The 17768-nt window shown below is 33.3% G+C and carries 22 protein-coding genes; 17 read left to right on the plus strand and 5 right to left on the minus strand.

What is annotated here, in order from left to right:
- A complete protein-coding gene (locus tag CAB05_RS06205; protein WP_087998958.1) occupies positions 1-702 on the minus strand; it encodes a phosphoadenylyl-sulfate reductase in 702 nt (233 codons plus the stop codon).
- Positions 703-906: 204 nt separating this feature from the next.
- Entirely contained in the window at positions 907-1050 is a 144-nt protein-coding gene (locus CAB05_RS06210) for a YezD family protein (RefSeq protein ID WP_235821382.1), read from the minus strand.
- Between the two features lie 555 nt (positions 1051-1605).
- Here CAB05_RS06210 and CAB05_RS06215 point away from each other — a divergent pair.
- From CAB05_RS06215 to CAB05_RS06225, 3 genes are all read left to right on the plus strand, one after another.
- A complete protein-coding gene (locus tag CAB05_RS06215; RefSeq protein WP_235821383.1) occupies positions 1606-2025 on the plus strand; it encodes a divergent PAP2 family protein in 420 nt (139 codons plus the stop codon).
- A gap of 141 nt (positions 2026-2166) precedes the next feature.
- Positions 2167-4401 (plus strand): MMPL family transporter, encoded by a 2235-nt coding sequence (locus tag CAB05_RS06220; RefSeq protein WP_087998960.1) that lies wholly within the window; start codon positions 2167-2169, stop codon positions 4399-4401.
- A gap of 158 nt (positions 4402-4559) precedes the next feature.
- Positions 4560-5204 carry a peptidylprolyl isomerase gene (locus tag CAB05_RS06225; protein WP_235821384.1) on the plus strand — a complete coding sequence of 215 codons (645 nt, stop codon included), beginning with the start codon at positions 4560-4562 and terminating at the stop codon, positions 5202-5204.
- Positions 5205-5481: 277 nt separating this feature from the next.
- Here CAB05_RS06225 and CAB05_RS06230 read toward each other — a convergent pair whose 3' ends face one another.
- A complete protein-coding gene (locus tag CAB05_RS06230) occupies positions 5482-5865 on the minus strand; it encodes a rhodanese-like domain-containing protein (protein WP_087998961.1) in 384 nt (127 codons plus the stop codon).
- 115 nt (positions 5866-5980) lie between these two features.
- On the opposite strand from CAB05_RS06230, the gene lipM reads away from it, so the two are divergent.
- The 3 genes from lipM (at position 5981) to mntR (ending at position 8696) form a co-directional block, all read left to right on the plus strand.
- Complete coding sequence (lipM, locus tag CAB05_RS06235; protein ID WP_087998962.1) at positions 5981-6814, plus strand: octanoyltransferase LipM; 834 nt, start codon at positions 5981-5983, stop codon at positions 6812-6814.
- Between the two features lie 251 nt (positions 6815-7065).
- On the plus strand, positions 7066-8091 hold the full coding sequence (gene splB / locus CAB05_RS06240) for a spore photoproduct lyase (protein WP_087998963.1): 1026 nt from the start codon (positions 7066-7068) through the stop codon (positions 8089-8091).
- A 170-nt stretch (positions 8092-8261) separates the two neighbouring features.
- Positions 8262-8696, plus strand: a complete 435-nt coding sequence (mntR, locus tag CAB05_RS06245; protein ID WP_087998964.1) for a transcriptional regulator MntR — start codon at positions 8262-8264, stop codon at positions 8694-8696.
- Between the two features lie 10 nt (positions 8697-8706).
- Here mntR and CAB05_RS06250 read toward each other — a convergent pair whose 3' ends face one another.
- Together CAB05_RS06250 and CAB05_RS06255 are read right to left on the minus strand one after the other, a co-directional pair.
- Positions 8707-9102 (minus strand): SA1362 family protein, encoded by a 396-nt coding sequence (locus CAB05_RS06250; RefSeq protein ID WP_087998965.1) that lies wholly within the window; start codon positions 9100-9102, stop codon positions 8707-8709.
- Positions 9103-9216: 114 nt separating this feature from the next.
- Entirely contained in the window at positions 9217-10146 is a 930-nt protein-coding gene (locus CAB05_RS06255; protein ID WP_087998966.1) for a DUF1385 domain-containing protein, read from the minus strand.
- A 200-nt stretch (positions 10147-10346) separates the two neighbouring features.
- Between CAB05_RS06255 and CAB05_RS06260 the strand changes: the two genes are divergently transcribed.
- The 11 genes from CAB05_RS06260 (at position 10347) to spoIIIAE (ending at position 17760) form a co-directional block, all read left to right on the plus strand.
- On the plus strand, positions 10347-10919 hold the full coding sequence (locus CAB05_RS06260) for a YqhR family membrane protein (RefSeq protein ID WP_087998967.1): 573 nt from the start codon (positions 10347-10349) through the stop codon (positions 10917-10919).
- An 87-nt stretch (positions 10920-11006) separates the two neighbouring features.
- The gene (aroQ, locus tag CAB05_RS06265) at positions 11007-11465 is read left to right on the plus strand and encodes a type II 3-dehydroquinate dehydratase (protein WP_087998968.1); all 459 of its coding nucleotides are present in this window, start codon (positions 11007-11009) and stop codon (positions 11463-11465) included.
- Positions 11452-12516 carry a M24 family metallopeptidase gene (locus CAB05_RS06270; protein WP_087998969.1) on the plus strand — a complete coding sequence of 355 codons (1065 nt, stop codon included), beginning with the start codon at positions 11452-11454 and terminating at the stop codon, positions 12514-12516. Before aroQ ends, CAB05_RS06270 begins: the two co-directional genes overlap by 14 nt.
- A 186-nt stretch (positions 12517-12702) precedes the next feature.
- Positions 12703-13266 (plus strand): elongation factor P, encoded by a 564-nt coding sequence (gene efp / locus CAB05_RS06275; RefSeq protein ID WP_087998970.1) that lies wholly within the window; start codon positions 12703-12705, stop codon positions 13264-13266.
- A gap of 94 nt (positions 13267-13360) precedes the next feature.
- The gene (locus tag CAB05_RS06280; protein ID WP_087998971.1) at positions 13361-13849 is read left to right on the plus strand and encodes a DUF456 domain-containing protein; all 489 of its coding nucleotides are present in this window, start codon (positions 13361-13363) and stop codon (positions 13847-13849) included.
- Positions 13850-14199: 350 nt separating this feature from the next.
- The gene (locus CAB05_RS06285) at positions 14200-14481 is read left to right on the plus strand and encodes a YqhV family protein (RefSeq protein WP_087998972.1); all 282 of its coding nucleotides are present in this window, start codon (positions 14200-14202) and stop codon (positions 14479-14481) included.
- A 20-nt stretch (positions 14482-14501) separates the two neighbouring features.
- On the plus strand, positions 14502-15422 hold the full coding sequence (spoIIIAA, locus tag CAB05_RS06290; RefSeq protein ID WP_087998973.1) for a stage III sporulation protein AA: 921 nt from the start codon (positions 14502-14504) through the stop codon (positions 15420-15422).
- Positions 15423-15935 (plus strand): stage III sporulation protein SpoIIIAB, encoded by a 513-nt coding sequence (spoIIIAB, locus tag CAB05_RS06295; RefSeq protein ID WP_087998974.1) that lies wholly within the window; start codon positions 15423-15425, stop codon positions 15933-15935.
- A gap of 13 nt (positions 15936-15948) precedes the next feature.
- On the plus strand, positions 15949-16152 hold the full coding sequence (spoIIIAC, locus tag CAB05_RS06300; protein WP_087998975.1) for a stage III sporulation protein AC: 204 nt from the start codon (positions 15949-15951) through the stop codon (positions 16150-16152).
- A gap of 18 nt (positions 16153-16170) precedes the next feature.
- On the plus strand, positions 16171-16569 hold the full coding sequence (gene spoIIIAD, locus CAB05_RS06305; RefSeq protein ID WP_174567275.1) for a stage III sporulation protein AD: 399 nt from the start codon (positions 16171-16173) through the stop codon (positions 16567-16569).
- Positions 16570-16590: 21 nt separating this feature from the next.
- Positions 16591-17760 (plus strand): stage III sporulation protein AE, encoded by a 1170-nt coding sequence (gene spoIIIAE, locus CAB05_RS06310; RefSeq protein WP_087998976.1) that lies wholly within the window; start codon positions 16591-16593, stop codon positions 17758-17760.
- Positions 17761-17768: the final 8 nt, after the last annotated feature.

Below are 17768 nucleotides of genomic sequence, written 5' to 3' on the forward strand. Positions count from 1 at the left end.
TTAGTCGTGTAAGCCACATTCGGTTTTACTTGTACCTGACCAACGACCTGAGCGGCTATCAGACGAATTAGAAGCTGGTAAAGTACAAACCTCACAACCAATACTTGGATAACCTACGTCGTGAAGCGGATTATATGGAAGGTTTTGATAATACACATATCTCCAAACTTCCTTCCAAGTCCAGTGGATTAATGGGCAAACCTTTATAGATTTGAATTTATTGTCTAGATTAAGAAAATTCGTTTTTTGACGAGATGAAGATTGCTCTCTACGTAAACCTGAGATCCAAGCAGGTGCATCCTTTAATGCTTCTTGTAATGGGATGATTTTACGAATTTGGCAACATTGATTTGGTTCCCGTTTCCAAAGTTCAGCACCATGTATGTTTGCTTGTTCATCTAAAGTAAGGCTAGGAAGTTTTTTTTCAATCTGTAAGAATGGATACTTTGCTTGGACTCGGTCGATACATTCGTAAGTTTCTTTAAAATGTAAACCTGTCTCCAAAAAAACAATTTTTGCGTTGGGTTTTACTTTTGAGATCAAGTCAATTAATAATATTCCCTCCACGCCAAAGCTACAGGCGTAGATACATTCATCTCCATAAGTAGAATAAGCCCACTGGAGAACTTCAAGTGCTCCCTTTGTATCATTATCAATAGAAAAGTTTGGCAGTTGTTCCTCGTTCCATGTTTCAAATCTCATTTGTCTTCCTCCAATGAATTAAAAAAAATAAAAAAAGAGCAAGATACTCTGTCATAAATTTATGAAAAGATCGATATAAATACTTTCTATATGAAAATGTATCAAAACATTTCTCTTTAAATAGAAAAAGACAGCTTAAATCTATGATGTAAAGATTACATAGATTTAAGCTGCCTCTAGTTTTTCTAGTCAGCAGGATCTCATTTACTTTAATCGTATTTTCTCTTGTTTTTCTACCTGAATAATTTTTCCATCTTGAACGACTAAAGTAATCGTTCCAAATTTTAAACCATTTAGTAACGATTCCACGACCTCGATTAACGGTTTTAAGTCGTTGGTTTGGCTCATGAGCATCATCCTCTGAATTTAATTACAACTAAGTTTATCAGAATTGTATGAATTGTCAATTTCAAAAATTCCATTTTTTGAATAAATTTTGAAAATTATAACGAAAAGGGAAATACGCCTGAAATGAAAGCGTTTCATCGCGTTTTTGATAAAAAAAGAAGAAATATTTGAATAAAAAATGGAAGGTGCGAAGACTCCTATGGGAGATGCGGGAAACTTGAGACCCCGGAGGCCAAGCAAGGTAGGCATGCTAAAACCACGACGTCCTGTCGTAACGCATGCATGATCCACATCGTGTGGACCCGGAGGCTCAGGGTCGTCACGCCCCATGGAAAGCGAAGTACCTGGAATGAAAATAAACATTCTTCTTTAACATAGCCCTTTATTTAAATTCTGCTTCGAAATTTTTAGTCATTAAATAGAAAAGAAATGCAAATAGACATATTAGAAGAAAATGAACATTTATTTCGTTCTTTCAGAAACGTTATGAATATACAATTGTTGAAAGAAGATAATAATTAGTAGGTAATTTAATAAAATTTAAGGGGGTTCGTCTTGACTATCCTTCATAACGAGCCATTGATTTCTGCTGTAATAGCATGGTTTATTGCTCAGTTTTTAAAAGTCATTATTCATCTAGTGAAAAATAAGGATTTTGATTTATCTAAGTTTTTTGCTTCAGGTGGTATGCCAAGTTCTCATTCTTCAACAGTTACTGGTTTAGCTTTAAGTGTGGGATTAACGATGGGTTTTGAGAGTGTTGATTTCGCGATGGCAGCAATTTTTGCTACGATTATTATGTATGATGCTTCAGGTGTGCGTCTTGCGGTTAGTAAGCATGCAAAAATACTTAATGACTTTTTTCACGGCAGAATAAAAAATTATAAAGCTTTAAACGAATTGGTCGGACATACTTCATATGAAGTAGTTGTAGGGGCAATAATTGGAATCATAGTTGCAATAATTGTTACCTAATCTTACATGCGCTCAAGTTTAAATCAAAAGATTTATTCTTGAGCGTATTTTCATAATATAAATAATTAAATGTAAATAATAGGAGTTATATAAATAAGTTTGATAAGATATTGTTAGGATTTGTAGGTAAGGAGTGAAAGAATGAAAAGTATTGTAAACGAACATAGTGCTTGGAAGAAAGTCGGACGAGGAATTTATCATTTTCGATTTGTATTAATTAGCTTAATCGCTGTTATTTCAATCTTCTTAAGTATTTATGCGAAGCAACTACCCGGTATCTTAGAGGGTGATGGATTTCGAACACCTGGTGATTATGAAAAAGCTAAAAATATTTTAGAACGAGATTTTGAACAATCTCCTGACTCACTTATTATTCTACTTGAGAGAAAAAAGAATGCTACAGCTAAAGAGTTTCAGGAAGATATTGAAAGAATTGTAAAAGTGATTGAAGAAGAAAAAAATATTAAGCAGTTCATGAATCCAATGGTCGATCCAACGATGAAAAAAGAAAATATTGCTTATATTTCTCTTCTATTTAACGAAAAAGATTATGATAAATTAGTTGACCGGAATAATAATTTTTCTAAAAAAATTGAATCTTACTCTGATGAATCAGTGAAAGTTGGTACAACAGGCTTTACGATTATTAGTGATGTAATGAATAAAACGAGTCAAGAAGATTTGAAAAAGGCCGAAATGATTGGGGTTCCAATAGCATTTATTGTTTTATTCTTTGCTTTTGGTAGTCTTGTTGCTTCAGCAATCCCTATATTAATAGGGTTAATTAGTATTTTTACAACTTTTGGTATTCTAGCATATATCGGTAAGTATGTTGATTTATCAATCTTTGTCTTAAATGTAGCACCGATGATTGGCTTGGCTTTATCGATCGATTTTGCTTTGTTATTTGTCAGTCGATACAAAAGTGAGCTTTCAGAACAAAAAACATCTGTAAAAGAAGCAATCAGTATCACTTTTGCAACTGCAGGTAGAGCGATTATCTTTTCAGGTATTTGCGTGTTTATTGGTTTATCTGCACTGTATTTCATTAATATCGATTTATTTAGAAGTGTTGCAATTAGTGGTGCTGTAGTCGTTTTAGTTAGTTTATTTTTATCGTTAACACTATTACCTGCAGTACTTTCTGCTTTAGGAAGAAATATTAATAAAGGTACGTTAAAGTGGATCGCAAACCGCAGTCAAGATCAACAACAAGCAATTTGGAGGAAATTTGCGCAGTTTGTAATGAAGAGACCAATCATCATGGCACTTACTTCATTAATCATATTAGGGATATTTGTCATTCCAATTCGAGATGTTCATTTAAACATCCCAACTATTGATGCACTTCCAAAACATGAACCCTCTAGAATTAATTACGAGAAGTATCAAAAGGAATTTCTTCCTGATGCATTAAATCATGGGTCAGTTGTAGTCGTTTTAGATTCGGATGAAGATATATTGATGAATGATAATTTAACATCATTAGAAAAAGTTCAACAGGAATTTGAAAATGATTCAGACGTTTTAAAAGTAAGAAGTGTGTTCAATGCTGTTAATATGAATGCTGCTCAACTTTTACCTGCTTTAAAATCACCTAATGCAACAAAGCTTCAGCCAGCTGTAAATGCATATATTCAAAAGGATAAGACCTTCATACAAGTATTTCTAAACTCTGATCCGAAGTCTGAAAAAGGGAAGCAATGGGTAAGAGATATTGAAAAGAAATACAAAGGTAAAATTGAAGGATTCCAAATGACGAATGGTGGGCAGGTTAAATTTGAACAAGAGTTATTTGATGAAATTACTGATAATATTCGATATGGATTAATTGTGATCATGGTGAGTACATTTATCATATTAATGATCGCATTTAGATCGATTATTATTCCAATCAAAGCGATTATCATGAACGTCCTTTCCTTAAGTGCAACATTTGGCATTATTACATGGCTATTCCAGGGAGGGAATTTTGGATTACCGCAATCTGATATTATGCTAATTTTACCAGTATTTGTCTTTGGTTTAGTATTTGGCCTAAGTATGGATTATGAAGTGTTCTTAATGTCTAGGATGCAAGAGTTATATGAAGAAACAGGAGATAATACATATTCGACACGAGAAGGTTTAGTTTCAACAAGTCGAATTATCACTTCAGCAGCTTCGATCATGATTGTTATTACAGGCGCGTTTGCATTCACAGATATGGTTCCAGTTAAACAAATGGGGATTGGGATTGCGATTGCAATTTTCTTAGACGCTACCATCGTTCGATTAGTACTCGTACCGAGCTTAATGCAACTGTTTGGTAAGTGGAATTGGTGGTTCCCATTTGCGAAAAATAAAGTAGAAGAACCAAAAGAGAAAGTAGGATAATTACAATCGTAAAACTGCTAAACAATGAAAAGGTTTAGCAGTTTTTTATTTGCGTGATTGTTAGTGTAAAATAAAATGAATTGTAAATAATAGATTGATTAGTAAAAGAGCTTAATGATTTGGTAAAATGATACTAGCAAATAGAAGGGAGACATGAAATGTTTAAAAAATCAATGAAAGCAGTTCTAATCTGCTGCTTTGTCTTAATGTTCACCATTTTAACTGCTTGTGGAAATGATAATCAAAAATCTTCACAAGTTGCAAAACCAAAGAAACCTGAGAAATTACCAGTCGCAACAATTACAATTAAGGATTACGGGGTGATTGAAGCGGAGCTGTATCCACATATCGCACCAAATACTGTCTATAATTTTATTTCGCTTTCAAATAAAGGATTTTATGACGGACTTAAAATACATAGAATTGTGAAAGACTTTGTTATTCAAGGTGGAGATCCTGAGGGTACTGGAGCAGGTGGTCCTGGATATACAATTAATGGAGAGTTTACTTCAAATGGATTTGAAAATAACTTATTGCATACTGCAGGAGTTTTATCAATGGCACGTACGGATGATCCGAATAGTGCTGGAAGTCAATTTTTTATTATGACAAATGATTCCTCACAGCTTGACGGTGCGTATGCATCATTTGGTAAAGTGACAAAAGGAATGGATATCGTAAAGAAAGTTGAAGCTGCAGAAACGACACCTGAGGAGCAACCAAAAACGCCTATCATCATCGAATCTATTAAAGTTGATACGATGGGTGTAAAATATCCTAAACCTAAGACGAATAAAGAGTAAGTTGAATTTTATTAGAATCCCTCGGAGAATTTTTGAGGGATTTTTTTCTAAACAACGTTAAACAGTTTAAAATAAAAAAACTACTACTTAAATAGTAGTAGTTCCACAAAGTACAAAAAGTTTCACAAAGTAAAAAACTAAGAGATACAGACTGATTGAAAACGCTTGTCTTTCGAGGCGCAAAGTCGGATGAGGAGCGGAGTTACCTTTGACGGTAATGAGCACCGCAAACAGGCGAAGCAACGAAGAAAGCGAGCGTTTGGCGGGCAGTCTGGAATTATAAACCTTTTTTTACTTTACCAGACCAAACCTTAAATCCACCTTTTAATTGGAACAGGTTTGTTACGCCTTGTTTACGTAAAATTCGTGCAGCTTGTCCAGGACGAACACCCATTTGATCATACAGATAAACTGGTTGATCTTTACGAATTTCTTTTGAACGCATTTTTAATTGAGCAAAAGGAATATTACGTGCACCTAAAATATGTCCGTTTTTAAAATCCTCTTGATCTCGTAAGTCAATTAATTGAGCTTTACGAATACCTGAGCGGAATTCTTCCTCGTTTAATGTTTTTATTAAGCGTTTTTGGTAGAAATACATGATTGTTGTGTATACAATGATACCTAGGACAACCCAAATTAACAATAACCAATTAGTCATTTTATTCAACACCTTTCAATTACCTACTTATCTTATTATAATTCTCTAATAAGATTGTGCAAGATTCTTTAATAAAAAAAGAAAAAATTTCAGTATTGTATGAGGAGATTTCAACATGTCAAAGACAAAGTGGTATTTTATTAATAGTGGAAAAAAATCAGGTAGTTATAATATGGCTCTAGACGAATGCCTTATTAAATGGCAAAGCGAAGAAGGTTTTTTACCTACATTACGTTTTTATGAGTGGGAACATCCAACAGTAACAATTGGATATTTTCAAAAGAATCAAGAAATCAGTTTAGAACAATTAAAAAAATATAACGGTGATTTTGTCAGAAGACAAACAGGTGGTAGAAGTGTACTTCACCATGAGGAATTAACATATAGTGTAATTGTTCCTGAAGATTATCCAAATATGCCAGTAACAGTAACAGAAGCTTATAAAGTCATTTCAATGGGAATATTAGAAGGCTTTAAATTATTAGGTTTAGATGCTTCATTCTCTGTGCCGAAAACAGCGGCAGAAAAAGATGAATTAAAAAAACCATCAAGTGCAGTTTGCTTCGACGCTCCATCTTGGTATGAAGTTGTTGTTAATGATAAAAAAATTGCTGGAAGTGCACAAACAAGACAAAAAGGTTCAATCTTACAGCACGGTTCAATCCCATTAAATATTGATGTTACTATGCTGTATGACCTATATATTTTTTCATCAGAAGAAGTTAGAAACAAAATGAAAAAAAGATTCTTAGAACGCGCCACATGGATTAATGCAGAAAGCGATACACCAAAATCAATGGATGAATTGTATATTGCATTTAAAGAAGGTTTTGAAATTGGTTTGGATATTGAATTGGTTCCTTATGAATTAACTGATGACCAAGAAAAAGAAGTACAAGCATTAGTTGCATCAAAATATAGTACTGAAGAATGGAATCTTCGAAAATAATGAATGTGTTGGAAAGAAAGCTGGATAAGCTTTCTTTTTTGATTTTTTTAAAGGCAAACGTACCTTTTTTTAAGGAGGATCACCGCATGCCCCACGAAAAAGCGAGGATCCTGGAGTGGAAATGAACATACTTTTTTTACTGAGAATTAGCATATCACCTTTCTTTACCTTTATTCCCAATACTTGGACCGTTTGTTTTTTTGGTAAGGTTCATACTATCTATAGATAAATGTAGAAAGGAATTATCAGATATGAAGCCATTTATACCTAGGCTCGTTTATTTTGAGCCACAAGCGTTGGAATATCCATTAGGAAAAGAATTAAAAGAGAAGTTTGAGAAGATGGGTTTAGAAATTAGGGAAACAACATCACATAATCAAATCCGAAATTTACCCGGTGATACTGACGCAGAGAAATATCGGATTGCAAAATCGACATTAGTAGTTGGTTTACGTAAAACATTGAAATTTGAAACGTCAAAGCCTTCTGCTGAATATGCAATACCTTTGGCTACGGGATGTATGGGACATTGTCATTATTGTTATTTACAAACAACATTAGGATCTAAACCTTATATTAGAGTGTATGTTAATTTAGAAGAAATTTTTGAACAAGCAGAAAAATATATGAACGAAAGAAAACCGGAGATCACAAGATTTGAGGCTGCATGTACTTCTGATATAGTAGGCATCGATTACTTGACTCATTCTTTAAAAAAAACGATCGAATTTATTGGGCAAACTGAATATGGTCGCTTACGTTTCGTAACTAAATTTCCACATGTAGATCACTTATTGGATGCTAAACATAACGGCAAAACAACATTTAGATTTAGTATTAATTCAAGATATGTGATTAAAAATTTTGAGCCAGGCACTGGTTCATTTGATGAGAGGATCGAAGCTGCGAAAAAAGTAGCAAATGCAGGATATCCTTTTGGATTTATAGTCGCGCCAATTTATATGCATGAAGATTGGGAAGAAGGCTATGAGGAATTATTTATTCGGTTAAAAGAAGCACTTGGTGACTTAGCGAATCAAAAGATGACATTTGAGCTGATTCAGCATCGTTTCACAAAGCCAGCAAAAAAAGTCATTCTTGAGCGATATCCGAATACAAAATTAGAGATGGATGAAGAGAAAAGAAAATACAAATGGGGTAAATATGGAATAGGGAAATATGTGTATCAAACGGATCAAGCAGCATCCATCGAAGAAACGATATCTGCTTATATTAAATATTATTTTCCAAATGGAGAGATACAGTATTTTACATAAGTAAAAAAGTGTACTAATTTGGTACACTTCTTTTTTTTGATAGTATGATATATATGTAAAGATTGAAAAAGTCGAGTTAATTGCACTTTTGTATTTTGTGTTGTATCATTTTATTTGATGTTTATTTGTAACGGATTATTTAATTTGTAATACTTAACTGGAGGAAAAACATGCCCACACCTAGTATGGAAGATTATATTGAACAAATTTACCTTTTAATTGAAGATAAAGGGTATGCACGCGTGTCTGATATTGCTGATGCTTTATCAGTACATCCATCATCAGTTACGAAAATGGTACAAAAGCTTGATAAAGACGAATATTTAATTTATGAAAAGTATAGAGGACTTATTTTAACTCAAAAAGGTAAAAAGATGGGGAAAAGGCTTGTATATCGCCATGTTTTACTTGAGCAATTTTTAAGAATTATCGGTTTAGACGAAACTTTAATTTATCAAGATGTCGAAGGAATGGAACATCATATGAGCTGGGAAGCAATTGATCGTATTGGTGACTTAGTTCAATTCTTCGAGGAAGATAAGAGTAGGATAGAAGCATTAAAGGTCATTCAAAAATCGAATGAAGAACAATCTAATAATGACTAAAAGACCGTGCCTAATAGGAAGCACGGTCTTTCTTTTTACCCTTTTCACCTTCAATTACGGTCAGGTGACTAGAATCTTTATTTCGTTTTCTTAGCAAAGGACTGGAGGTACTTTTCCTTGAAGTGGGCTTTGATTTATTAAACGATTTTTTTACTGAACTAGTTTTTTGCGTATTATATTTTTTTACAGTCTGTTTAGCAGCTTTTCTATAGGAGTCTTGTTGGCTTCTTTGACTGTTAGATGATGTAAATACTCTATAAATAAAATAAAGAACAAGGAGAATTAATCCAATAAATAAAATTCTTTGTAATAATTTTGCTGGATTGTTAATCAATTCAGCAATTAAGCCAAAAAGTGCTAATGCTATCATTCCGTAAAATATTGATGTGTACACTTTTTGATTCACTTAAGCACCTCCTATGTTAAGAATTATTTTTAAATCGTTTTGTAAAAAAATAGGTTACTTATAGTTTATTACATTTTATTCAATAAGTTGATATTTTTTATAAAATTCTGTCAATTATATTTTGGTATTTTTTTCTATTTCCAAAAGTCGATTAAATGAAGCGATTGAAACTTCAATTTGATCATCTGACGGCTCTTTTGTTGTTAATAATTGTAGCCATAATCCTGGGTAGCCAACCCATTTTAGTACTGGAATATGACGAACTTTATTCGTTAATTGTAAAACTTCAAACGAAATACCTAAGACTACCGGTATTAATAAAAGTCTGTCTACTATTCTTAACCAAAGTGGACTCGTTGGAACTAGGAAATAAATAAACATCCCAACAATAACCGTAAATAAAATAAAACTACTACCACAACGGTAATGTAATCTAGATTGTGATCTGACACCTTCAACTGTTAATGGTACATTATTTTCAAAAGCATTAATCACTTTATGCTCAGCACCATGATATTGGAAAACTCTTTTGATAAAAGGAGTTAAGGAAACTAAATAAATATAGGTTAATAAAAAAAGTAATTTTATTATACTTTCTACAATTACTTGCTGAACATCAGTCTCGAAAAATGGTCTAAGTGTAGCTGCTAACAGAACTGGAACTAATGTAAAGATAACTTTCCCTACTAAAAAAGATAAAACTGCTAATACAGATATTCCAATATATGTAGCAATCGTACTTTTTTGGTTCTCACGTTCTAAAGCAACTTGTTCATCATCATTTGGATCAATTCCATATCGTTCTGTTGAAAAGTTTAAATGCTTTGATCCATTAATACTAGCTTGAATAATCGCAACAACTCCTCGTACGAATGGAACTTTCTTTAGTTTTTGCATCGTAGGATTCGTTTGAATTGGTTCTTCGAAATACTGAATAGAGTGATCATTTCTTCGGATTGCCGATACAGTGTGTTTTTTACCACCAAACATGACACCCTCTACGATCGCCTGCCCCCCATAAATTGCTCTTTCTTTCTCTTTCATGTTGCACCAACCTAAATTCATTTTTTACTACATAAATATTTCTATTTGAATCTATTGTAAATGGAATAACAATAATGGTGCAAGTATAAGTAAGTTTTAATATTTTTAATATTCTTATAACCATTCTATTCACATGAAAGAATATCACTTGGACATACTACAATAAGATAATTAGCAATGTATGGAAAGGGTCATGATACATGGATAAAGGAAATATTCAAGCTCAAGGTGAAAAAGATGAAAAACAACAAGATCAAGGCAAAAACCAAGGCGGTGTAACAGATCAAGGACAAAGTCCGGATTATGCAAAAGGTGCAATGAATTTTAATAAGATTGCAAGTATCGGATTTTTCGGTGGAATATTTTGGTCAACAGTATCTTTCGTACTAAGTTTTTTTGATTTCACACAAATCGGTCCAACATTTGTATTAGAAAAAATTCCTCTTGGAAAATGGGCTAATTTTTACATTGAGGTCATATTATCTATTTTTTGTATTGGTATTATTTCAATCGTCATTGCATTCATCTTTTTCTTTATAGGAAAAAAATTTACAGGTGTATTGCCTGGAGTGTTCTATGGATTATTGTGGTGGGTTATTATTTTCCTTGTATTTGGAAGAATTGCGTTTGATTTAAAACCAATTAAAGAGTATTCAACTGACACGATGGTAACAAGCATTTGTATATTCATTCTATACGGAACCTTTATTGCATATTCGGTTTCTTTTGCATCTCTAGAAGAAGAACCCTCTTTGCGTGGCTATTCAAAATAGTCTGGCCTATGATAAAATAAGGATGAGTGTTCCATATTATGTTAAATTGGAGCAAATATGCTGAAATGATAGGTGGAGACAAGAAAATTGGCTAAGTTTTTATTATTAAATGGACCTAATTTAAATATGCTCGGCCAGAGAGAGGTTTCAATCTATGGTTCTACAACACTTAAGGATATAGAAAACCTTTTATCTGAGCGGGCTATTGAGTGTAATGACATAATTGATTGTTTCCAGTCTAATCACGAAGGTCAGATTATTGATCGTCTACATGCAGCAAACAATGTTTATGATGGAATTATTTTTAATCCAGGTGCATTTACACACTATAGTTATGCAATTCGCGACGCGATTGCAAGTATTACAGTACCAACCATTGAAGTACACATTTCAAATATACATAAAAGAGAAGAGTTTCGTCATACATCAGTATTAGCTGCTGTAACGGTTGGACAAATTGTTGGATTAGGTGTGTACGGTTATGACTTAGCTTTACTTGCATTACAACAGATTAGTAGGGGAGAGAAAGTTCATGGAAAAAATTAAAAAATTAAGAGAAGCTCTTGTAGAAAAAGGGTTGGACGCACTTTTAGTTACTAGTACATATAACCGTCGTTATTTAACAAATTTTACAGGTTCATCAGGTGTGGCACTTATCACAAAGGATAAGGCATTATTTATTACTGATTTCCGTTATGTTGAGCAAGCAACTAGCCAATGTGAAGGATTTGAAATCGTTAAACACGAAGGATTAATTTCAAGCGAAGTTGCATCACAAGTTGAAAAAAATGGTGTAGCTAAAATTGGATTTGAACAAGATCATATGACGTTTTCTGAGTATGGTACATACCGTAAAGTAGTAGCAGGAGCAGAACTTGTACCTGTAAATGGAATCATTGAAAATTTACGTTTAATCAAAACGGATGCTGAAATTTCAATTATTAAAGAAGCAACTAAAATTGCTGAATCGGCTTTTGATCATATTTTAGGTTATATCCGTCCAGGTGTTACAGAATTAGAAGTATCAAATGAGCTTGAATTTTATATGCGTAAATTAGGCGCGACTTCATCATCATTTGATATTATTGTTGCTTCAGGTGCCCGTTCTGCATTACCACATGGTGTTGCTTCAAGCAAAGTTATTGAAACAGGTGATTTTGTAACACTTGATTTTGGTGCATACTACAAAGGATATGTTTCTGATATGACAAGAACAGTTTCAGTAGGCGAGCCAGATGCAGAATTAAAGAAAATTTATGACATCGTGTTAGAAGCTCAATTACGTGGTGTAAATGGAATTAAAGCTGGAATCACGGGTAAAGAAGCTGATGCGTTAACACGTGATTATATTACTGAAAAAGGTTATGGCGAATATTATGGACACTCAACAGGTCATGGAATTGGACTTGAAGTACATGAAGGTCCTGGATTATCATTCCGTTCTGATTTAGTACTTGAGCCAAATATGATTGTTACATGTGAGCCAGGAATTTATATTCCAAATCTTGGTGGAGTTCGTATAGAAGATGATTTAATCGTTAAAAATGGTGGTAACGAAAACTTAATGTCATCACCTAAAAACTTAATCATTCTATAAGTTTTCACGATAATTGAAAAAGAACTACACAAACGAAGTAATATACATTATCATATAGAAATGTGGAGGCGCATGAACAAAGGTTTCATGGCGCTTAATCTAGACATTAATTCAAGGTAAGCGAAATGGTTCATACACAGGTACATAAGCAAATCAGAACCATTTCATTTTTTAGGAGGATATTTAATGATTTCAGTAAACGATTTTCGTACAGGTTTAACAATTGAAACTGACGGTAGCATTTGGCAAGTAATTGACTTCCAACACGTTAAACCAGGTAAAGGGGCTGCGTTCGTACGTTCTAAACTTCGTAACCTACGCACAGGAGCAGTACAAGAAAAAACTTTCCGTGCTGGTGAGAAAGTTGCGAAAGCACATATCCAAAATCGTAAAATGCAATATTTATATGCAAATGGTAACCAACACGTATTCATGGATAATGAATCTTACGAACAAATTGAATTACCAGAACAAAACATAGAGCGTGAATTAAAGTTCTTAAAAGAAAATATGGAAGTTTATATCATGACTTATGAAAGTGAAATTTTAGGTGTTGAATTACCTAACACAGTTGATCTAAAAGTTATTGAAACAGAACCAGGAATCAAAGGTGATACTGCTTCAAACGTTACAAAACCTGCTACAATGGAAACTGGCTTAGTTGTTCAAGTACCTATCTTCATTAACGAAGGTGAAGTATTAATTATTAATACGACTGAATCAAGTTATGTTTCTCGTGCAAAAAACTAATTTAACATTTAGTGTAATAGAATAAAAAGTAGAGGCACTTGTAAAAAGTGTCTCTTTTTCTTATGAAATATCATCTATTTGATGGAGGGTTGATATGATAACATCAATTTTACTTTGGACATTGATTATTATTTGTTTCGTTTTAGCTTTTATTGCGTTAATCAAACCGATTATTCCGGGAGTACCTGTACTATGGGTAGGATTTTTAATTTATCACTTCGGTATTAATAGAGAGGAACTAGGTCTATTCTTTTGGACCATCATGGTAATTTTTACTGCTTTCATATTTATAGTAGATTTTATTGCCAATAAATACTTTCTTCAAAAATACGGAAGTACGAAAACTGGTGAAAGAGTAGGCTGCTTAGCTGTGATTGTTGGTTCCTTTATTTTTCCGCCATTTGGTCTAATTATTGTTCCGTTTATTTCAGTGTTTGTAACAGAAAAAGTTCAAGGTAAAACGACTAAAGAAGCTTTGAAATCTTCATGGGCAACTGTTATATCATTTCTAAGTAGCTCACTTGCCAAAGCAATTTTACAAATTATCATGGTAATCCTATTTTTTATATTTGTCATTATGTAAGAGAAGCACTATGCTTCTCTTTTTTTTTGTCTTATTTTTTTATAGGGTGTCTTCGTAAACTTTCTAAACACCTTGGATTTCCTCACTAGTATGCTCCTATTTATTGAGGATAGCGGAAAGCCAACCCGATTCCAACATTGATAATAGGAACCTACCACGCTTAAGCTACAGGATTCTCAACCATAGATTCCTCAGAACTCATTTTCCAACAAAGGCTTTTAAGAGAAAACATCCATTATAAATGACTGCTTTCTTAAAGTACTAATAAAAATCAAATGATGAAATATCTTCTTAAATGGACATGTTCTGCATATTAGTAATAAAAAGACTGAAAAAAAGGTGTGTAATGTATGAAGCAATGGATTGATTCAATGGATAAAGCTGTACTTGGCATGGGTTTGTTGAGAGTGGTTGGTGGTAGCTTAGAATTGATGGCAGCAATTACAATACTCTATTTCAATGACATAAAAAAAGCATTAGCACTTAATAGTATTCTAGCGACTATTGGTCCAATCATCCTCATATCGACTATGACGATTGGGATTATTGGTGTAGCTAGTGAGTTAGATCCAATCCGACTTGTGCTTGTTTTTTGTGGGGTATTTTTAATTTTATTAGCGGTTTTTAAATGATTAATAGGATGTGAACTGCTATGGAAGAGGTTTTCAATGTATTACCTATAATGCTGAAAGAGAAATTAATCCTTTCTTTTTCAGATTTAAACGAAGTAGAAGAATTGCGTTTAAGAGTCTCAAGACCTGTAGAGGTAATTGCAAATAATCATTCAACATTTTTACCGTATATCGTGACAGCTGAAGATGGTAGTCAAATTCTTGGGAAACTTAGTCAGTTTTCTATTTATACAATTGAGGAAGAGTTGAAAAAAGGATATATCACGATTAAAGGCGGCCACAGAGTAGGACTAGCAGGACGCGTAGTGACTGAAAATGGAATGGTAAAGATGATTCGAGATATTAGTTCATATAATTTTCGAATCGCAAAAGAAAAAGTAGGCATAGCAAGTCCATTTGTTAAGTATTTATATGATGGAAGATGGAAAAATACAATGCTGATCGGGCCACCACAAGCCGGAAAAACGACCTTATTACGAGATTTTGCAAGAGTTGTCAGTCAAGGAGATCATGTTAGAGGTATTAAACCTCAAAAAGTAGGAATCGTTGATGAACGCTCTGAAATCGCTGGTTCGGTTAAGGGTGTACCTCAATATACTTTCGGAGAACGCATCGATGTATTAGACGCTTGTCCAAAGGCAGAGGGTATGATGATGCTCGTTAGATCGATGAGTCCTCATATCATTCTAGTTGATGAGATTGGTAAGAAAGAAGATGTAGATGCAATTTTGGAGGCGATTTTCGCAGGTGTTCAATTAATCGTAACTGTCCATGGTTATTCTCTTGAGGAAATTCAAAAAAGACCGTCATTACAGCCTTTATTTCAAAATGGTACATTCGAACGATTTATAGAAATATCCAATCATCCAAGACCGGGTAATGTCACTGATATTAAAAATAGAAAAAATATAAGCCTTTTTTCACAAAAGGTGGTGTATTAGATGAAATGGATTGGCGCACTATTTATTATCTTTTCTACAACATGGCTCGGTTTTTATTTTGCAGGAAGATTATCTGAGCGAACGAAGGAATTACGCGCTTGGAAGTTAGCACTTCAATCACTTGAAGCGGAAGTTATGTATAGTCAATTACCTCTACAAGAAGCAAGTAGGCGAATTGCGAAACAATTAAACGGACAAATCCAAATATTTTTAATCGGTTTTGCGAATCAACTTGAAACAAGTGCCATATCTGCAAAAGAAGCATGGAAACATTCTTTACAAGAATATGCCAAAAAAGTATCGATTAAAGATTCTGATATCCAAGTCCTTTTGCAATTTGGCGAGACAATCGGAATGCATGACAAAATTTCACAGCAAAAGCAAATTATCTTAGCGTTAAAACATTTAGAACGGGAAGAACAAGAGGCAATTGACTCTCAATCTAGTTATGAAAGAATGTCAAAAATGCTAGGTGTTTTAAGCGGGATCTTAATCGTTATTTTATTAATTTAAAGGAGGGAATTCGATGATTACAAATTATGCATTAATGTTTCAAATTGCCGGGATAGGCATAATCGCTGCGATTATACATGCAGTCTTAAAAAAAGCAGGTCAAGAAGAATTTGCTACATGGACAATCATTACAGCCTTTATCATTGTATTCTTTCAAGTCATTACGAAAGCAGGCGATTTGTTTAATAAAGTCAAGGATGTATTTCTATTTCATTAGATTAGGAGTGAGTTAGTAATGGAAATCATCCAGATTGTTGGCATCGGGTTATGTGCTACATTTTTAATTCTCCTTTTAAATCAATTTAAAATGGATAAATTTAATTTGGCTATTACAGTTTTTATCAGCTGCGTATTATTTTTATTCTTATTAGATAAAGTTCAATTTTTATTAGATGAAATTCAAAAATTAGCGAATCAAGCAAGTATAAAAAACGTTTATGTAGAGACTTTATTGAAAATTATTGGAATTGCTTATATCGCCGAATTTGGCGTTCAAATAACAAAAGATGCTGGGCAAGGTGCAATTGCCTCCAAAATTGAATTAGGTGGAAAAGTGCTCATTTTAGTTTTAGCTGTTCCAATATTAACAGCACTAATCGAAACAATATTAAGTTTTTTACCTAAAATTTCTTAATAAAGAGGGAAGGAGGACTTTATGAAATATAAGATTCAATTTTTTCTTCTTTTCCTTTTTCTCCTTTTTTTTATCCCAAAAAATGTACAAGCTGCTCCTCCACCTGCTGAAATTGTCAATGAACAAATCAAAAAACTCGGTATTGATGAAGTTCAGCAATACTGGGATGAAGTAGTAACGAAATATGGTGGATTTCTTCCAGAAAGTCAAAAAGGAGATTTTATTGAATTTATTAAAGGAGAAAAGAAGTTTTCAATTCAAGAATGGTGTATCGCCTTTGGTAAATATTTATTTTTTGAGCTATTAAGTAATGGGAAAATACTTGGGATACTGATCATGCTCGTCATTTTTAGTTCACTATTACAATCATTGCAAAATGCATTTGAAAAAAGTTCGATTAGCAAAATCGCTGACAGCGTTGTGTTTTTAGTGCTTGTTGTATTTGCTTTAAATAGCTTTTATATAGCCACACAAGCAACTCAAGAAGCGATCACAATGATGATTAACTTTTTAAGAGCATTAATTCCAATTTTATTAGCATTAATCGCGACCTCAGGTGGAGTAATCTCTGTAGGGTTCTTTCATCCGATTCTAATCTTTTTAATGCATACAAGTGGATTATTAGTAACCTATTTTGTATTACCACTTATTCTCGTTTCAACGATTTTAAGTATTGTCAGTATTATCAATGATGAACTCCAAGTTACGAAACTAGCAGCTTTAATTAGAAATATAGCAGTAGGTGTACTTGGTATTTTTTTAACAATTTTCCTCGGTGTGTTAAGTGTACAAGGTATGACAACTGCTGTAACTGATGGTGTAGCTATCAAAACTGCAAAATTTGTGACGAGTAATTTTATCCCGGTAGTCGGTAAGGTGTTTGCGGATGTAACAGATACTGTTATCAGTGCTTCACTTCTATTAAAAAATACTGTCGGGATCGTTGGATTAGTCACGATGCTTGCGATCATTGTCTTTCCAGCATTGAAAATATTAGTTTTGGCACTTATTTATAAATTTTCAGCTGCCATTCTTCAACCAGTAGGCAGTAAAGCAATCATTAGTACGATTGATGTGATTGGAAAAAGTGTCATATACTTATTTGTTTGTTTAGCGATTGTATCATTAATGTTTTTCTTAAGTATGACATTGATCATTGCGGCAGGAAATATTGTCGTTATGTTTAGGTAGGTGTGAAG

This window comes from Gottfriedia solisilvae (assembly GCF_002128405.1).
Classification (GTDB): Bacteria; Bacillota; Bacilli; order Bacillales; family Bacillaceae_G; genus Gottfriedia; species Gottfriedia solisilvae.